Origin of the sequence: Vibrio gigantis (genome assembly GCF_024347515.1) — a bacterium.
In the GTDB taxonomy this organism is placed as follows: Bacteria; Pseudomonadota; Gammaproteobacteria; order Enterobacterales; family Vibrionaceae; genus Vibrio; species Vibrio gigantis.
In genome coordinates this window covers 2,665,343-2,681,586 of record NZ_AP025492.1, presented here as the reverse complement: position 1 = coordinate 2,681,586, position 16,244 = coordinate 2,665,343, and the positions used below count along the sequence as shown (strand labels likewise).

Below are 16,244 nucleotides of genomic sequence, written 5' to 3'. Positions count from 1 at the left end.
TTCATTAAGTCAGGATGTGTACCGTTATCACACTTATGTACTTTACTCGGATATGTTACTAACTGCGTAGTATTTGTCACATTAGGAATGATAAGGATTTGTCATGATTATTAGTAATTGATAACCAGCGACAAGGAATCTCGATGACGGCGGTACTTGCTTTGTTTCGGTCCATGTTAGGTAGCTTAAGGGATCTATTGCCAATCGTGGCGGTCATCGCTTTCTTCCAGTTTGCTGTCTTACAAGAGCCTCTTCCTCATCTTTTGTCCATTCTCACCGGCTTAGGGCTAGTCGTTTTTGGGCTGACTTTCTTCATTTTCGGACTCGAAATGGGGCTATTCCCAATCGGTGAGTCTATGGCTCAAGCCTTTGCTCGTAAGGGGAGCGTGTTCTGGTTATTGATCTTTGCTTTTTGTTTGGGGTTCGGTACCACAATAGCTGAGCCCGCGCTAACCGCAGTCGCAGCCGAAGCCGCAGAAGTCGCTGCCGAGGGAGGGGTCATCCCCAATACGTTAGATGAAATGGAAGAATATGCCGATGGTCTTCGTTTCACCGTTGCATTGTCGGTAGGCATCGCAATATTGCTTGGGGTACTTCGGATCCTAAAAGGTTGGCCAATCCAGTACATGATTATCGGTGGTTACATTGGTGTAGTGGTACTCACTGCCTTTGCCCCCGAAAACATCATTGGAATCGCGTATGACTCGGGCGGTGTCACCACATCAACCATCACCGTGCCTTTGGTGACGGCATTAGGGGTGGGTTTAGCCTCGGCAATTAAAGGGCGAAATCCTATGATAGATGGCTTTGGATTGATTGCGTTTGCTTCGTTGTTGCCGATGATGTTTGTCATGGTCTATGGGATGGTGGTGACATGATCAGTGCTCAACAGTTTATCGACACCTTTCTTGGCACCGTGATGGATGTGATTCCGATTGCGGTGATCATATTTGGTTTTCAATTAACGGTGCTGCGTAAGCCCGTCAATAATTTAGCCAAAGTACTCATCGGTTTCTTTTATGTGATTCTTGGTTTATCACTCTTTTTGATGGGGTTGGAACTCGCGCTGTTTCCTCTAGGGGAGACGATGGCAATGCAACTGACCGAACCAAGTTTCCTTACTGAGTTTAAGATCAGTTCAGGCATAGCCCTAGTATGGTTTGATTATTACTGGGTTTATCTTTTTGCATTTTGTATCGGCTTTAGTACCACGATAGCTGAGCCTTCGTTAATAGCCGTTGCGATTAAGGCGAATCAGGTATCTGGTGGCAGTATCAGTGTTAACGGGCTGAGAATCGCTGTGGCATTAGGCGTTGCCATCGGTATCTCACTGGGCAGCTACCGTATCGTTGCGGGGGACCCGATCCATTACTACATCATTTTTGGCTATGTTGTTGTGGTCATTCAAACTTTTTACGCCCCTAAACTGATCATCCCATTGGCCTATGATTCCGGCGGAGTGACGACATCCACCGTGACTGTTCCCTTAGTGACGGCGCTTGGACTTGGGCTCGCTTCGACTGTACCTGGACGAAACCCTGTGATTGATGGCTTTGGCTTGATTGCCTTTGCCAGCTTATTCCCGATTATTTCAGTGATGGGGTACGCCCAAATAACACAATGGTTAAACCGTTTATACACCTCTAAGGAGAGCAAAGATGCGCTTTAAACTTATCTTAGCGTTTGTAGAAGAGAGTAAGACTGACTCAGTGCTCGATGCCGCGCGTGATGCGGGTGCGACGGGGGCCACGGTAATTAACAATGCCAGAGGGCAAGGCTTAAACCAAAAAACCACCTTCTTTGGTTTAACGTTAGAGGTGCAAAAAGATGTGCTGCTGTTTGTTGTTGAAGAGCACTTAGCACGGCACATTCTAGAGACCATCGGTAAAGTCGGGGAGTTCGACCAAGAATCGGGGCAAGGAATAGCAGTGCAGATCGATGTCGAAGACGCAGTTGGCGTTGCGCATCAAGTCGAGACATTAACTAAAGTCGTGGAGGACGAGTTATGAGTACCAGTGAAAAAATTCGAGTCAGCGATGTAATGGCTAATACCTATGTGATTATCGATGGGCTAACCACGGTGCTAGCGGCAATAGAAATGGCAAGAAAGCACAAGGTAAAAGCAATCATCGTGGATAAGCGTCACGAAGATGATGAATATGGGATTGTGTTGATGAATGATATTGCTAAAAAAGTATTGGCCAAGAACCGCTCTCCCGAACGAACCAATATTTACGAGATCATGACTAAGCCCGCGTTAAGCGTATCTGCCGAGATGAATGTTAAGTATTGTGCGCGCTTGTTCGAGCGCTTTGGTATTAGCCGCGCGCCGGTGGTTCGTGATAACAAGATCGTTGGTATGGTCAGTTACAATAATATTGTGATCAACGGTATGGTGAGAGATGACGTATAGCCGTTAGGTACGTACAATAGGCCCATAAATTTTATGGAGAAGTACGTGTGAAATTATTTTTTGCTTCAGACCTACACGGTTCGCTACCAGCAACAGAAAAGGTATTAGAGCTATACCAAGCATCGGGTGCCCAATATTTAGTCCTACTGGGTGATATCCTGAATCATGGGCCTAGAAATCCAATTCCAGAAGGCTACAACCCGCCGGCTGTTGCAGACAAGCTAAACGAGTTCTCCCAAGAGATCATTGCCGTCCGCGGTAACTGCGATAGCGAAGTTGATCAGATGTTGCTCTCATTCCCGATGATGATGGATTACTCATGGGTGCTGCTAGAGTCAGGCCAACGTATCTTCTTAACTCATGGTCACTTGTATAACACAACGAAACGTCCAGCACTGAAAGCGGGCGATATCATTGCTCATGGCCATACCCATATCCCTGTTGCTGAGTACCAAGATGACATCTTCATCTTTAACCCAAGCTCGGTGACGTTCCCACGAGAAGGCCATGCAGCAAGCTACGGCATCTATGAAAATGGCACTTTCCAAGTGATCAGCCTTGACGGCGATGAACTGGTTAGTGGCCAGCTTTAAATCATAGAATCGGCCGGAATGGGTTTATTTTGAATCTACGTGGCCTAGGTCTCTGTCTGGAGCAATGATGTTTCTCACTCTTTGCTTCAGAACTTTCGCTTCGGGAAAGCCGCCATCCGCCTTTCTTTCCCAAATCTGTATTCCATTACAAAAGATCTCGAACCGTCCGCCCGTATCAGGGTGCAGACTGACTTGTTCTATCTCCTCACTGAAGGTGTGCAGCAATTCTTGGCACAACCAGCTTGAGCGAAGCATCCAATTGCATTGACGACAATAGTGTATTGCTATCGTTGCTTTCAATACTGTTGCCGTGGTTGGATTCGATTCCGTATTCATAGTTAATCCTTTTAAATTCTATATCAGTAGCTTGATACCGACGGCAAACGTCAATATTTCAAAAGCGGTTTTGACGAGCTGATTGCTTGAACGGTTAGCAAGAAATGCACCTAGGCTTCCACCTATAAATGAGCTAAGTAGAAGTATTGGTAGCCACAACCAGTATATCGGCGCGCCAGCTTGTACGATTGCGATACCGCCGATGCCATTCCAGAACAGACCAACACATATCATGGTGAGCGCAACAGCCTGCTTATAAGTGAAACCAAACCAGCGAACAAGAAACAAGGTCACTAAAAGTCCTGAACCCGCGGTAAGGGAACCATTAATAACTCCGATCAGTGCCAGGCCAACACCACCTATTATCCACCCTTTGGTATTGCGGTTCTTTAGTTGTTCCTCTTGGCCTAATTGTTTCTTTAGTCGAGAGTAGACGCCTAGCGCTAAAATCATTGTCCCAAGCAACTTCTGTGCAATATTGTCGGGAATCAATAGCACGATATTCGCGCCAATGACCACGCCGACACTGCCGACAGTAATTAAGTAGCAACAAAGTTTCCAGTTTAAAGTGCCGCCTTTAATGTGGGTATACGCGGCGCCCAAACCTAATGCGACACTGGCGACTTTGTGAGTGGCTAAAGCAACTGAAAAGGGTAAACCCAAAAATATAAGAAGTGGGAATTGCAGCAGTCCTGCTCCGCCACCTGATAAGGAGGCTAGGGTATTGGCGATTAAAGAGCCAAAGAATAGAGCTAGCGAGTTTATCCAATCCATAGAGTCTTCGTATTTGTTAGCTTCAGATAACAAAAAGGGGCTTCATGCCCCTTTTTCTATTGGTTTAGCGTCTCATGGTATTCAGCTATTCATAAACAGTAAATAGCGCTCCACTTTTAGTTTGAAAACAATACGGTAGAACCATGATTTAAGCTAGTTAGTAGCAGCGCCTTCGGGTTAACAATGTCTATGCGGCGGCTTTGCTCTGCGTCCATCTTAATGACTTGAGTGATAAGCTCTAGTTGCTCTTCTGAAAAGTCTTGGCGCTGAGCTGAAGTCACATCTTTAAACTCCGTTGGCGAAACCAGTAAGTAGTTGTCGTTAATATCCCACTGGCCCGTTTCAGAGATGTTGATGACATTCGCAGGCTCAGTTTGATTACCGTAAAGTCTAACCACCGACATTCTCAAGTATGTACCATTTGGTAGATATTTCGCATTCGATGACAGCTCTACTCTACGAAGCGGGCCGATTGAGTCAGCTTGCTTATTATCGCTAATCAGCGTCACCATTTTCGATTGCCATTCATGCGCAGTAAGCAGGCGCTCTACTTTTGCATCGCTGCCCCAATATAACCAACCACTTAAAAATGCAGATAGAACCAGTAAAATAATCGATACTTTTAATTTCATGTTACTGACCACCGTTACAAATGTCGTTGAGATCCGACTGGTTTGCGTAAATTCTTAGGGTTACATTTTCGCTCGAGTAATCTTGCGGGTGAATGTAGTTGAGGGCAAGGTTGTTGGTTTGCCCACCTGTTGCAATTACTTCAGTCGGCTTTAGCATGCCAGTGTGGTTGGTGTTGTAACGTAATACACACTTCTCTATCGCTGGTAGCCAACTACTGAGGTCTGGGTGGTTAACCGGTGATTGAACCTTTACACCGTCCACTTCAGCCAATGTTTTGAACTCGGATTCTGCCGGGTTAGTAAACGTCAAAACGAGAATCGGCATGATGAAAGCGATAAGCAGTAACCAAAATGTTAGCCATTTATTGGTATTTTTAACTGGAGTCGAAACAGGAGCGGTTGCTGGCTCTACTTCTACCTTGCTTTCTTGAGCTTTTGCAATTGGTTCAGGTTTAACCGTTTCTGTAATTGCTTCTTCTGTCGCAGTTGGCGTTGCAAACGTTAGGATAGGCTCTACGTCATTTTCTGCAATTTCAGCCACGGCTGGCTGATCATTTGATGAAAGTGGGGCTGAGCGCTCAACGGTTGCAATAAATTGATAACCGCGTTTAGGCACTGTCTTTACGAACTCTGGGGATTTGGTTGAATCTTTGAGCATCTTTCTTAGTGTTGATACTGCTTGCGTTAAGCTAGAGTCATCAACCTCAAAGCCTTGGTCTCGCCAAACATACTCGTGCAATTCATTGCGAGTGATAACTTCATTGGGTCTTTCTGACAGCATCAGGAGAATGCGGCTTTCATTGCTGCCAAGGCGTACGACTTCACCGTCGCTCATTTGGTCAACAAGTGAATTACTGTTTGGGTCGAATACGAACCGCTGTGCGAGAATAAACTTTGTGCCGATATTGCTCATTGAATTCTTCTATTTTGGATTGTTTTGGGTGCGAAATAGACAAATCTCAGGTGAAGTTCCGTTAATTCTTCACCAAATCATGGCTTCTTTTATGTTCTTTTATATTTATCAGACTCAAGGGTAATAAAAACAGATCAAAAAAACAGTGTTTTTATGATTTTTGACCTTGAATTTACATTTGTCATCCTCATGTTAATGAACAGAAGAGTGGCATCAATTGTTACGCCCCTATGATTATTCAACATAAAGTATAGATGTTTTGGAGTAAAAATGAGCGAAACGGCAACGCAAAATAAAGAGACTCGTGGCTTTCAATCTGAAGTAAAACAACTACTTCATCTAATGATTCACTCTCTGTATTCAAATAAAGAAATCTTTCTACGTGAGCTGATCTCTAACGCATCTGACGCGGCTGATAAGCTTCGTTTTCAAGCTCTATCTAACGGTGACCTTTACCAAGGCGATGCTGATTTAGGTGTAAAACTTTCATTCAACGCTGAAGCAAACACGTTAACCATTTCTGATAACGGTATCGGCATGAGCCGCGACAACGTTATTGAGCACTTAGGTACGATTGCTAAATCAGGCACTGCAGACTTTTTCTCAAAGCTGTCTGAAGACCAAAGCAAGGACTCTCAACTGATTGGTCAATTTGGTGTTGGTTTCTATTCTGCATTCATCGTTGCAGATGCAGTCACTGTTCGCACACGTGCTGCAGGCCTTGCAAGCAGTGAAGCCGTTCAATGGCACTCTGCGGGTGAGGGTGACTACACCATTGAAGACATCATCAAAGAGTCTCGTGGTACTGACATCATTCTTCATATGCGTGAAGACGGTAAAGAGTTCTTAAATGAATGGCGTCTACGTGAAGTGATTGGTAAATACTCTGATCACATCGGTATCCCCGTTTCTATCTTCACAGCTGTGAAAGATGACGAAGGTAAAGACACCGAAGAGAAGCACTGGGAACAGATCAACAAGGCGCAAGCGCTTTGGACTCGTAACAAATCAGATATCGAGAAAGAAGAGTACCAAGAGTTTTACAAGCACGTATCTCACGACTTTGCCGATCCACTAACCTGGAGTCACAACAAGGTTGAAGGTAAGAACGACTACACAAGCCTGCTTTACATCCCAGCTAAAGCGCCTTGGGACATGATGAACCGTGATCATAAGAGCGGCTTAAAGCTTTACGTACAGCGTGTGTTCATCATGGATGATGCTGAGCAGTTCATGCCTTCTTACATGCGTTTCGTTCGCGGCCTGATTGACTCAAACGATCTACCTCTGAATGTATCTCGTGAAATTCTGCAAGATAACAAGGTAACTCAGTCTCTTCGTGGCGCATGTACTAAGCGTGTACTGACTATGCTTGAGCGCATGGCGAAGAATGACAACGAGAAGTACCTAGAGTTCTGGAAAGAGTTCGGCCTAGTAATGAAAGAAGGCCCGGCTGAAGACATGGCGAACAAAGAGAAGATCGCTGGTCTACTTCGTTTCTCGTCAACGGAAGTGGATTCTGCTGAACAAACTATCAGTCTAGAATCTTACGTTGAGCGTATGAAAGAAGGCCAAGATAAGATTTATTACCTAACAGCAGATAGCTACGCAGCAGCTAAAAACAGCCCACACTTGGAGCAGTTTAAAGCAAAAGGTATTGAAGTGGTTCTAATGTACGATCGTATTGATGAGTACGTAATGAATTACCTAACGGACTTTGACGGCAAGCAGTTCCAATCGATCACTAAAGCGGGCTTAGACCTAAGCAAGTTCGAAGGTGAAGAAGAGAAAGAGAAGCAAAAAGAGACTGAAGAAGAGTTCAAATCTGTTGTTGAGCGTACTCAATCTTACCTAGGTGGTCGTGTTAAAGAAGTTCGTACGACTTTCAAGCTAGCAACAACACCTGCTGTTGTCGTGACTGACGACTTCGAAATGGGTACGCAAATGGCTAAACTTCTTGAAGCTGCGGGTCAAGCGGCACCTGAAGTTAAGTACATCTTTGAGATTAATCCTGAGCACGCGCTGGTGAAACAGATGGCTGATGAAGCCGATGAGCAAGCGTTCGGCCGTTGGGTTGAGTTACTCCTTGGCCAGGCTATGTTAGCTGAAAAAGGCTCAATGGAAGATCCGTCACAATTCTTGGGTGCAATCAACGAGCTACTAACAAAGCGTTAGTCTTTCGACTTTAGGTTAAGCCAATAATTGTAATAAAAAGCTCGCAAATGCGGGCTTTTTTTATGAACGTCGCTGAAAATTGACCTAACGTGGTCGACGTCACCGTTATCGTCACAACAAATGTTGTCGATGCATTCTTTAGTCGTAAATTCAGCCAAATTGAATATTAATGTGATAGAATGCTCGACCTAATCAGCTGGGACTAGGAAGCTACCATCTCCAGCTGTATGATTTTTAAACGTTATACCGAAACTTACCGTTTTGCTTCTGTTCACAGTTTTGCTTAGCCTCAATGGTTACTTAACTCTTTCTGTTCATCCTAAAAATGAGCAAGAATAGAGAGATAGTGAGCTTCGGTATAAATCATAATTTTATAAGAGGATTAAACATGCGCATCATTCTTCTAGGTGCTCCTGGCGCGGGTAAAGGTACTCAAGCTAACTTCATCATGAACAAATTTGGTATCCCTCAAATTTCAACTGGTGACATGCTACGTGCTGCTATCAAAGCGGGTACTGAGCTTGGTAAGCAAGCTAAATCAGTAATCGACGCTGGTCAGCTAGTTTCTGATGAAATTATCCTTGGTCTTATCAAAGAGCGTATCGCTCAAGATGACTGTGAGAAAGGTTTCCTACTAGACGGTTTCCCACGCACAATCCCACAAGCTGATGGCCTAAAAGAAATGGGTATCGCTGTTGATTACGTTGTTGAATTCGACGTAGCTGACGATGTGATTGTTGAGCGTATGGCTGGTCGTCGTGCTCACCTTCCTTCTGGTCGTACATACCACAATGTGTACAACCCACCTAAAGAAGAAGGTAAAGATGACGTAACTGGCGAAGATCTAGTTGTACGTGATGACGACAAAGAAGAAACAGTTCGTGCACGTCTAGGCGTATACCACGATCAAACAGCTCCGCTAATCTCTTACTACGGTAAAGAAGCTGAAGCCGGTAACACTCAGTACCTTAAGTTTGACGGTACTAAGCAAGTTGCTGAAGTTAGTGCAGAACTTGAGAAAGCACTAGCATAATTGGCTAACAGCCAGTTTTAGAATTTGATATATTGGAAGCGACCTTAAGGGTCGCTTTTTTTGTTTCAATTTTTAGTACGATACCAATCTAGATAATTTGATTGTACATGCTTCAGGGCGGTTCAGGCTTGATGGCTGTGACTAACAATCGAGAGTGGATGTATTGATATCTCACATGAAGAATGATTATTCAGACATTCTGTGGGAAGCAATGATCTTAAACTTATGCAGATTAGTATATTACTTTCCAGAAAATCACATATTGGTCTCAGGTATCTATGGAAAATAATAAAAAGCAGGGCGTTTTACTGGTGAACTTAGGTACTCCAGATTCTGCGACCCCAGCTGGCGTTCGTCGATTTTTGAGTGAGTTCCTACACGACAAACGAGTCGTTAACCTAACACGCTGGCTTTGGTGTCCTATCTTGCATGGGGTCATTTTACCGATTCGCTCGCCTAAAGTAGCTAAGCTGTACCAGTCTGTCTGGATGGACGAAGGCTCACCACTGCTTGTGTACTCCCAAAGACAAGCTGAAAAGCTGCAGAAGAAACTAGAGATGCCTGTTGCTCTGGGTATGACCTATGGCAACCCAAGCCTAAAGACAGGTGTCGAACAGCTTATGGAGCAGGGCGTTGAAGACATCATCGTACTGCCTCTGTATCCTCAGTACTCTGGCACAACGACAGCGGCTGTTTCTGATGGCTTAACTAAAGCCTTTAAACAGATGCCAGTGATACCGAGCTATCGTTTTATTCGCGACTACTACGCGCATCCAAGCTATGTAAAAGCATTGGCTGAAAGCGTTCGCAGTCATTGGGAGCACAATGGTAGAGCCGATCATTTAGTTTGTTCTTTTCACGGTATTCCTAAGCGACTGGCTGATGAAGGTGATATCTACCCGCAACACTGTGAAGCAACGACAAAACTGCTTGCAGCAGAGCTAGGTTTATCTGAAGAAGACATCACCATGACCTACCAGTCTCGATTTGGTCGAGAGGAGTGGTTGAAGCCATACACTGATGAGACTCTTGAATCACTGCCAAGCAAAGGCATCAAGAAGATCGATATCATGGCTCCTGCATTCTCGGTGGATTGCTTGGAAACATTGGAAGAGATTTCAGACCAGTGTAAAGAGACTTTCATCGAAGCTGGTGGCTCAGACTTTAGCTACATTATGTGTCTGAATGACAGAGACTCGCATATCGACATGATGGCAGAGTTAGTCACGCTGTATCGCTAACAGCTGCTGAGTGTTGATTACGGCTTATCGTTAACAGTAAGCCGTATCATACCAACAACAAAAGGGCTGCTCATTGAGCAGCCCTTTTTGATCTTGATGTTTCTTCTTGAAATAGATCTAGATATTAAGCAACAGAGGTTTCTACTGTCTCAGCTTTTGGCTCTGCTTCAAGCGTCATGTTGGTTTCTACACCATGCATCCATGATACAAGCTTACCAGCACAAAGAAGCAATAATACGCCACTAATTGTTGCTGTAATCGCGATACCACCAAAGATAGACATTGCGCCAAGCTCACCAACGTGAGAACCCACTAGGCCTGCTACGTAGTTTGCAACCGCATTGAAGCCGAACCAAGCGCCCATCATTAGTGATGCTAAACGAAGTGGAGCTAGCTTAGTAACCAACGACAGGCCAATAGGCGATAGACAAAGCTCACCAAGTGTATGGAAGAAGAATGCACCGACTAGCCATAGCATCGATGTTTTCACTGTTAGGTCGCCACCTTGCTCCATTACCGCACCCATCATGCACACAAAGCCAAGTGCTAAGAAGAACAGCGCCATCGCAAATTTAACAGGCGAATTTGGTTCACGTTTACCTAGTTTCACCCAAAATGCAGCGATGATCGGTGCAAGTGTAATGATGAAGAATGGGTTTAGAGATTGAAACCAAGCCGCTGGAACTTCAAAACCACCAATCATACGGTCAGTATATTGTTGAGTGTAGATGTTCATTAGGCCGCCTGCCTGTTCAAAGCCAGCCCAGAAGACGATCACGAACAGACCCATAATCAGAATAACTTTTAGTCTGTCGAACTCTTCTTTGGTTAGTGGTGCTTTCTCTTTCGATTTGCTCAGCTCTTTTGCTCGAGCAGCCGCAGGTACAGAACCAATGTTGCCCAACCAAGATTGAGCCATCGTCATCTGCATGATTAAGCTAATAACCATACCGATACCAGCCGCTAGGAAACCCGCTTTCCAGCCATACGAATCAACAGCAGCACCAGAGATAAGACCGCCGAGTAGTGCACCTAAGTTGATTCCCATGTAGAAAATAGTAAACGCGCCGTCACGACGGTTATCACCTTCTTGGTACAGATCGCCAACCATAGTCGAAATGTTTGGTTTAAACATACCGTTACCACTGATTAGCAGCGCTAAACCAAGGTAAAGAGCGCTTACTTGATCTAAGCCGATGAACCCGTTCGGAAGAGCCAGTGTAAACTGACCTAATGCCATTAATAGACCACCAATCAGGATCGATTTACGCTGTCCTAGGTAGTTATCGGCAATCCAACCACCGATTAATGGTGTGATGTAAACTAAGCCGGTGTAAATACCGTAGAGATCGAGTGCGTCTTTTGTTGACCAACCAAGTCCACCATTAAGCGTGGTATCAGTTAAGAATAGAACAAGAATTGCACGCATTGCATAGTAGGAGAAACGTTCCCATAGCTCTGTGCTAAATAGTAGAAATAGGCCTCTAGGGTGGCCAAAGATGTTGTGAGTGCTTGGCATAAGTTTTACTAATTTTAGGTATTAAAAGATTTTATAGTCATTCATGTATACACAGTAGGGTAAAAGTCTGCAATAGACGTATTTTATGGTTACGATAACTTTTTTTGCCTAAGGTGTTGATATTAAATGCATTTGCTTCTAATGCTGCCCGTTTTTGGCGTGCTGCAAACTAATTTTCCAGATTTGAGTTGGTTGGTTAATAATCTTTATTAAAGATTTATTAAATGAAAATGCTTGGATGTATTGGGTTGGTGCATTGGTTTGATATTTAATGGGGTGGTGTCCTTATTGTTGGGGTGTACATATGCTTACAACAATGAGCCTTTTGATCTCTAAATGATCTCTGTACAATGCTTAACCACTTTCGACACCTATAACTTTTTGTTGATAAATTGGTCTGCTACGCATTATTTATTGTTAGCAACGATTGATTTAATTAATGGCGATTCAACCGTTTTAGGCTTGTGGTAAAATGTCCCAAAATAGAAAATGGCTAGTAAAATGAAACGTTGGTATTTGCTCTACTGTAAGCGTGGTGATCAAAAACGCGCTCAACAGCACCTAGAAAACCAGGGGGTAGAGTGCTTTTACCCTCAAATAGAAGTCGAAAAGGTGGTTAGAGGGAAAGAGAAGCAGGTCAAAGAGCCGCTGTTCCCATCTTACATCTTTGTTCGATTTGACTATGAACAAGGCCCTAGCTTTACGACAGTTCGTTCAACACGCGGTGTGGTGGACTTTATTAAGTTCGGCGCAAGACCGCATGAAGTCCAAGGTGACTTGGTTTTTGAACTTAAAGAGTTTGAGAAGTGCTGCAGTAACGAAACTGAAGATTATTGTCTTGAGTTTGAGTCTGGGCAGGTGGTTAAGATTAAGAGTGGCCAGTTCGCTGGTATTGAAGCGATTTTCCATCAAAAAGATGGTGAAGCTCGCTCTATCATGCTCGTAAAAATGATCAGCCAAGTGGTTCCTATCAGTATTGAGAACGAAGCACTACAAGCTCACGCATAAATGCAACAATAAAAAATAGGCTTAAAAATAAAAAGGCGCATCATGCGCCTTTTTTAGTACTTAGAATTTACCAATCGCCTTAAGCGTTGTAAGCATCGTTGTGAACGGCTTGTACTGCTCGGCCTGATGGGTCGACACAGTTTTTGAATGACTCATCCCACTCAATCGCTTTCGCTGATGAACAAGCAACTGAAGGACCACCAGGTACACATTCTGCCGCTGATTCTAGAGGAAATAGCTCCTCAAAGATTTCACGGTATGCATAACCTTCTTTGGTTGTTGGCGTGTTGTAAGGGAAACGGAACTTAGCAGCTTCCATTTGTTGATCCGTTACTTTTGCTTCAGCCGTTGCTTTCAATGTATCAATCCAATCGTAGCCAACACCATCAGAGAACTGTTCTTTTTGACGCCATGCAATTGAATCTGGTAGGTAATCCTCAAAACACTCACGCAGGATGTGTTTCTCCATCTTACCGTTACCACACATCTTATCTTCAGGGTTCAGGCGCATTGCGACATCAATGAACTCTTTATCCAAAAATGGTACACGTCCTTCAACACCCCATGCCGCTAGCGATTTGTTTGCACGAGCACAGTCGAACATGCTTAGAGCAAGCAGTTTACGTACTGTCTCTTCGTGGAACTCTTTCGCGTTTGGCGCTTTATGGAAGTACAGGTAACCACCAAAGATTTCATCAGCACCTTCACCTGAAAGTACCATCTTGATGCCCATCGCTTTGATCTTACGAGCCAGCAAGTACATCGGAGTTGATGCACGAATTGTCGTTACATCGTAAGTTTCGATATGGTAGATAACGTCACGGATTGCGTCTAGGCCTTCCTGAATAGTGTAAGTCATCTCATGGTGTACAGTTCCGATCTTGTCCGCAACTTCACGAGCAGCGATAAGGTCTGGTGCGCCTTCAAGACCAACAGCGAACGAGTGCAGTTGTGGCCACCAAGCTTCAGATTGCTCATCATCTTCGATACGCATTGCAGCAAAGCGTTTAGCGACTGCTGAAGTAATTGATGAATCCAGCCCACCAGATAAAAGTACACCGTAAGGAACGTCAGTCATTAGTTGACGTTTAACGGCTGCTTCTAGTGCTTCAGTCAGTTCTTCTTTGCTCGTGCTGTTGCCTTGTACCGCAGCGTACTCGTTCCAATCGCGGATGTAGTAGCGTTGAGGTTCAGCATCTTTCGAAGAGTAGAAGCTACCTGGAGGGAACTCACTGATTGTCTTACATACTTCAACCAATGCTTTCATCTCTGAAGCAACGTAGTAGTTGCCGTGCTCATCGTAACCTTGGTAAAGCGGGATAATACCAATATGGTCGCGGCCCACTAGGTACTCGTCTTTCTCTTCGTCGTATAAAACGAATGCGAAAATACCGTTAAGCTCTTCTAGAAGGTCTGCCCCCATCTCTTGGTATAGCGCTAGGATAACTTCACAGTCAGAATCAGTCTGGAACTGGTACTTATCTTCATAGCGTGCGCGAAGTTCTTTGTGGTTATAAATTTCACCGTTCACTGCAAGAATGTGCTTTTTGTCTTGGCTGTATAGTGGTTGAGCACCACTGTTCAAGCCAACAATAGCAAGACGTTCATGAGCAAGGATTGCTTTTTCACCAGCATAGATACCAGACCAGTCTGGACCACGGTGACGAAGCTTTTTAGACATTTCTAAAGCAATAGGGCGAAGTGCTGCGGCATCACTTTTAATGTCGAGAATGCCAAATACTGAACACATAGAACTTCCTTTTAAATAATTTCCAAATCAACTGCATTCAATTTGCCATTCTGGCTAAAAAAATCAACCGGATATGAGCAAAAAAATAATATATAGGGTGTTCTGTTAGAAGTTATCTAATTTTTATGTGTTTTTGGTGTATGGTGTTTAATTTCGGTTGGTTTTTTAAACAAAAACCTCTCAAAAGTGCGAAAAACAGGCAGTTTTGAGAGGTTTAGTTGAATACGGTTTAATACTAGATTTTATTGATATTTGGATTTAACTGCTCGCAAACGTGGCGAGCAAAACCACTACCGGCCTCGCTGTAAATGTTAAATGCCGCATCAACGCCATTCTCTTTCAGTGTTTCGAGTTGATCTGGATATTCAGCAATAGCCGCAATTTGGCCTTTAAAGTTACGTGACTTTAATTGTTCTAAAGCGGTTTGATTACCTTGGTGGTGAGGCATCGCTAAAATCACCAGTTTTACATTTGCTGTATCTAGGATTCGTTCCCAAAAATCTGGGTCTGTCGCATCGCCAGAAATCACGTTTCTGCCATGGCTTCGGTGGTTGTGCGCGGCTTCTTCACGAACTTCGACCCCTAGGCTGACTTTACCATAGCGAGAGCGTAATTCGTCATAAGCACCAGTACCAATTCGGCCCATACCAAGAATAAGTACTTGGGCACGACCTGGGTCAATTCGCTTATCACGTCGGTGAAGCTTTTCTGACGCATGCTCTTTCAGCCATTTACCTGACTGCTGATAGAGTTTGTGACCTGCTCGGTTTAAAGGTGCAGCGATTAAGAATGACAGTGAAACCGCAATGGCGACGGCAACTAAAATATCACCAGACATCCAACCCATCTTGAAGGCGAGGCCACCAACGATGAGACCAAATTCGCTGTAATTAAACAGTGATAGAGAGGCGAGTAGAGATGTTCGAACGCGGAACTTGAAACGGTTAAGCACTAAGAAGTAGAGAACCCCTTTCACTGGCAGCATCAGTAAGAACAAAACTGCAAGCATAAAGCCTTGAATGGTTGGTTGCTCTGACAAACCAATGTTCAAGAAGAAACAGACAAGGAAAAGCTCTTTAAGGTTAAACAGCGATTTTGATAATTCTGAGGCTTTTGGGTGACCAGCCAGTAACATACCTAGAACAAGAGCCCCCAGGTCTGGTTTAACACCAACCAAATGGAATAAACCAGCACCGACGACTAATGCGAAGAAGATGCCGGATAGAACTAGCATCTCACCATGACCAACCCAATCGAGCACTTTGTAGAACAGTGGGCGTAATAAGGGCAGGGCAAACAGAGCAATCGCATACCACTCAGGTATTTTGCCCGTAGAAGCCGTTAGGAATACTACGGCGAAGATATCCTGCATGACCAAGATACCAATCGCCAACGTTCCGTAGGTCGCATTCATTTCGCCTTTCTCTTGCAGAGTCTTAACCGCAAATACGGTACTAGAGAATGAAAGAGCAAAACCGAGCAGAACGATCTGTTCTACCGACATGGCGGCTAGCGATGAAATACCTAAGAATTTAAAACCAAACAGGGCGACGGCGAAAAACAGAGTGGATAAAAGGTTGTGGATTGTCGCGCCAGCCCAGATCTCCTTAGAGAGTAGGGTTTTTATGTCGAGTTTTAAGCCGATAGTAAATAGAAGCAGCGTGACACCAAGGTCAGCCAAAGTAATGATGGTGTCATTGGTTTCAAAGCCAAAGGCAAAAAGCCCAAAGCCTGCAACCAAAAAACCAACTAATGGGGGAAGGTGACACTTTAAAGCAATAAATCCTGCGATAAACGCAGTGGATATTAATATAAGTTCCATAACTTGTTGTTGTAGTTCCCTAGCTTAAAAAAACG

General features: G+C 44.2%; 16 protein-coding genes. 9 read left to right on the top strand and 7 right to left on the bottom strand.

The annotated features are described in order from the left end of the window. Positions 1-143: 143 nt before the first annotated feature. From OCV56_RS11810 to yfcE, 5 genes are read left to right on the top strand one after another with little or no spacing between them, the layout of a single operon-like run. A complete protein-coding gene (locus OCV56_RS11810; protein ID WP_086716089.1) occupies positions 144-878 on the top strand; it encodes a DUF1538 domain-containing protein in 735 nt (244 codons plus the stop codon). After that, positions 875-1,669, top strand: a complete 795-nt coding sequence (locus tag OCV56_RS11805; protein ID WP_086716091.1) for a DUF1538 domain-containing protein — start codon at positions 875-877, stop codon at positions 1,667-1,669. Before OCV56_RS11810 ends, OCV56_RS11805 begins: the two co-directional genes overlap by 4 nt. Further along, on the top strand, positions 1,659-2,009 hold the full coding sequence (locus OCV56_RS11800) for a P-II family nitrogen regulator (RefSeq protein ID WP_086716093.1): 351 nt from the start codon (positions 1,659-1,661) through the stop codon (positions 2,007-2,009). Before OCV56_RS11805 ends, OCV56_RS11800 begins: the two co-directional genes overlap by 11 nt. Next, a complete protein-coding gene (locus tag OCV56_RS11795; RefSeq protein WP_086716095.1) occupies positions 2,006-2,413 on the top strand; it encodes a CBS domain-containing protein in 408 nt (135 codons plus the stop codon). Before OCV56_RS11800 ends, OCV56_RS11795 begins: the two co-directional genes overlap by 4 nt. Positions 2,414-2,460: 47 nt before the next feature. Beyond that, positions 2,461-3,006: a phosphodiesterase gene (gene yfcE / locus OCV56_RS11790; protein WP_086716097.1), complete on the top strand. Its 546-nt coding sequence runs from the start codon at positions 2,461-2,463 to the stop codon at positions 3,004-3,006. Between the two features lie 24 nt (positions 3,007-3,030). On the opposite strand, the gene OCV56_RS11785 is transcribed toward yfcE, so the two are convergent. The 4 genes from OCV56_RS11785 to OCV56_RS11770 form a co-directional block, all read right to left on the bottom strand. After that, a complete protein-coding gene (locus OCV56_RS11785) occupies positions 3,031-3,342 on the bottom strand; it encodes a SelT/SelW/SelH family protein (protein ID WP_086716098.1) in 312 nt (103 codons plus the stop codon). An 18-nt stretch (positions 3,343-3,360) separates the two neighbouring features. Then, complete coding sequence (locus tag OCV56_RS11780; RefSeq protein WP_086716101.1) at positions 3,361-4,116, bottom strand: sulfite exporter TauE/SafE family protein; 756 nt, start codon at positions 4,114-4,116, stop codon at positions 3,361-3,363. Between the two features lie 116 nt (positions 4,117-4,232). Then, entirely contained in the window at positions 4,233-4,748 is a 516-nt protein-coding gene (locus OCV56_RS11775) for a regulatory protein ToxS (RefSeq protein ID WP_086716103.1), read from the bottom strand. Between the two features lies 1 nt (position 4,749). Next, positions 4,750-5,661, bottom strand: coding sequence for a transcriptional regulator (locus OCV56_RS11770; protein ID WP_086716105.1), 912 nt, complete (start codon positions 5,659-5,661; stop codon positions 4,750-4,752). 270 nt (positions 5,662-5,931) lie between these two features. Between OCV56_RS11770 and htpG the strand changes: the two genes are divergently transcribed. From htpG to hemH, 3 genes are all read left to right on the top strand, one after another. After that, entirely contained in the window at positions 5,932-7,836 is a 1,905-nt protein-coding gene (gene htpG, locus OCV56_RS11765) for a molecular chaperone HtpG (RefSeq protein WP_086716107.1), read from the top strand. A gap of 388 nt (positions 7,837-8,224) precedes the next feature. Beyond that, positions 8,225-8,869, top strand: coding sequence for an adenylate kinase (adk, locus tag OCV56_RS11760; protein ID WP_048612175.1), 645 nt, complete (start codon positions 8,225-8,227; stop codon positions 8,867-8,869). Positions 8,870-9,147: 278 nt separating this feature from the next. Then, a complete protein-coding gene (gene hemH, locus OCV56_RS11755) occupies positions 9,148-10,110 on the top strand; it encodes a ferrochelatase (RefSeq protein WP_086716109.1) in 963 nt (320 codons plus the stop codon). 124 nt (positions 10,111-10,234) lie between these two features. Here the strand turns inward: hemH and OCV56_RS11750 are convergent, their stop codons facing one another. Then, on the bottom strand, positions 10,235-11,629 hold the full coding sequence (locus tag OCV56_RS11750) for a peptide MFS transporter (RefSeq protein WP_086716111.1): 1,395 nt from the start codon (positions 11,627-11,629) through the stop codon (positions 10,235-10,237). 501 nt (positions 11,630-12,130) lie between these two features. Here OCV56_RS11750 and rfaH point away from each other — a divergent pair. Then, the gene (gene rfaH / locus OCV56_RS11745; RefSeq protein WP_086716113.1) at positions 12,131-12,637 is read left to right on the top strand and encodes a transcription/translation regulatory transformer protein RfaH; all 507 of its coding nucleotides are present in this window, start codon (positions 12,131-12,133) and stop codon (positions 12,635-12,637) included. Positions 12,638-12,716: 79 nt separating this feature from the next. On the opposite strand, the gene asnB is transcribed toward rfaH, so the two are convergent. Further along, entirely contained in the window at positions 12,717-14,387 is a 1,671-nt protein-coding gene (asnB, locus tag OCV56_RS11740; protein WP_017062196.1) for an asparagine synthase B, read from the bottom strand. 235 nt (positions 14,388-14,622) lie between these two features. Continuing rightward, on the bottom strand, positions 14,623-16,209 hold the full coding sequence (locus OCV56_RS11735) for a cation:proton antiporter family protein (protein WP_086716115.1): 1,587 nt from the start codon (positions 16,207-16,209) through the stop codon (positions 14,623-14,625). Positions 16,210-16,244: the final 35 nt, after the last annotated feature.

What these genes read in the sequence shown, in the direction of transcription:
- OCV56_RS11750 (WP_086716111.1), bottom strand. Translation starts at nt 11,629, where the DNA reads ATGCCAAGCACTCACAACATCTTTGGCCACCCTAGAGGCCTATTTCTA.
- OCV56_RS11795 (WP_086716095.1), top strand. Translation starts at nt 2,006, where the DNA reads ATGAGTACCAGTGAAAAAATTCGAGTCAGCGATGTAATGGCTAATACC.
- htpG (WP_086716107.1), top strand. Translation starts at nt 5,932, where the DNA reads ATGAGCGAAACGGCAACGCAAAATAAAGAGACTCGTGGCTTTCAATCT.
- OCV56_RS11770 (WP_086716105.1), bottom strand. Translation starts at nt 5,661, where the DNA reads ATGAGCAATATCGGCACAAAGTTTATTCTCGCACAGCGGTTCGTATTC.
- adk (WP_048612175.1), top strand. Translation starts at nt 8,225, where the DNA reads ATGCGCATCATTCTTCTAGGTGCTCCTGGCGCGGGTAAAGGTACTCAA.
- OCV56_RS11775 (WP_086716103.1), bottom strand. Translation starts at nt 4,748, where the DNA reads ATGAAATTAAAAGTATCGATTATTTTACTGGTTCTATCTGCATTTTTA.
- OCV56_RS11735 (WP_086716115.1), bottom strand. Translation starts at nt 16,209, where the DNA reads ATGGAACTTATATTAATATCCACTGCGTTTATCGCAGGATTTATTGCT.
- OCV56_RS11780 (WP_086716101.1), bottom strand. Translation starts at nt 4,116, where the DNA reads ATGGATTGGATAAACTCGCTAGCTCTATTCTTTGGCTCTTTAATCGCC.
- hemH (WP_086716109.1), top strand. Translation starts at nt 9,148, where the DNA reads ATGGAAAATAATAAAAAGCAGGGCGTTTTACTGGTGAACTTAGGTACT.
- OCV56_RS11785 (WP_086716098.1), bottom strand. Translation starts at nt 3,342, where the DNA reads ATGAATACGGAATCGAATCCAACCACGGCAACAGTATTGAAAGCAACG.
- asnB (WP_017062196.1), bottom strand. Translation starts at nt 14,387, where the DNA reads ATGTGTTCAGTATTTGGCATTCTCGACATTAAAAGTGATGCCGCAGCA.
- OCV56_RS11810 (WP_086716089.1), top strand. Translation starts at nt 144, where the DNA reads ATGACGGCGGTACTTGCTTTGTTTCGGTCCATGTTAGGTAGCTTAAGG.
- rfaH (WP_086716113.1), top strand. Translation starts at nt 12,131, where the DNA reads ATGAAACGTTGGTATTTGCTCTACTGTAAGCGTGGTGATCAAAAACGC.
- OCV56_RS11805 (WP_086716091.1), top strand. Translation starts at nt 875, where the DNA reads ATGATCAGTGCTCAACAGTTTATCGACACCTTTCTTGGCACCGTGATG.
- OCV56_RS11800 (WP_086716093.1), top strand. Translation starts at nt 1,659, where the DNA reads ATGCGCTTTAAACTTATCTTAGCGTTTGTAGAAGAGAGTAAGACTGAC.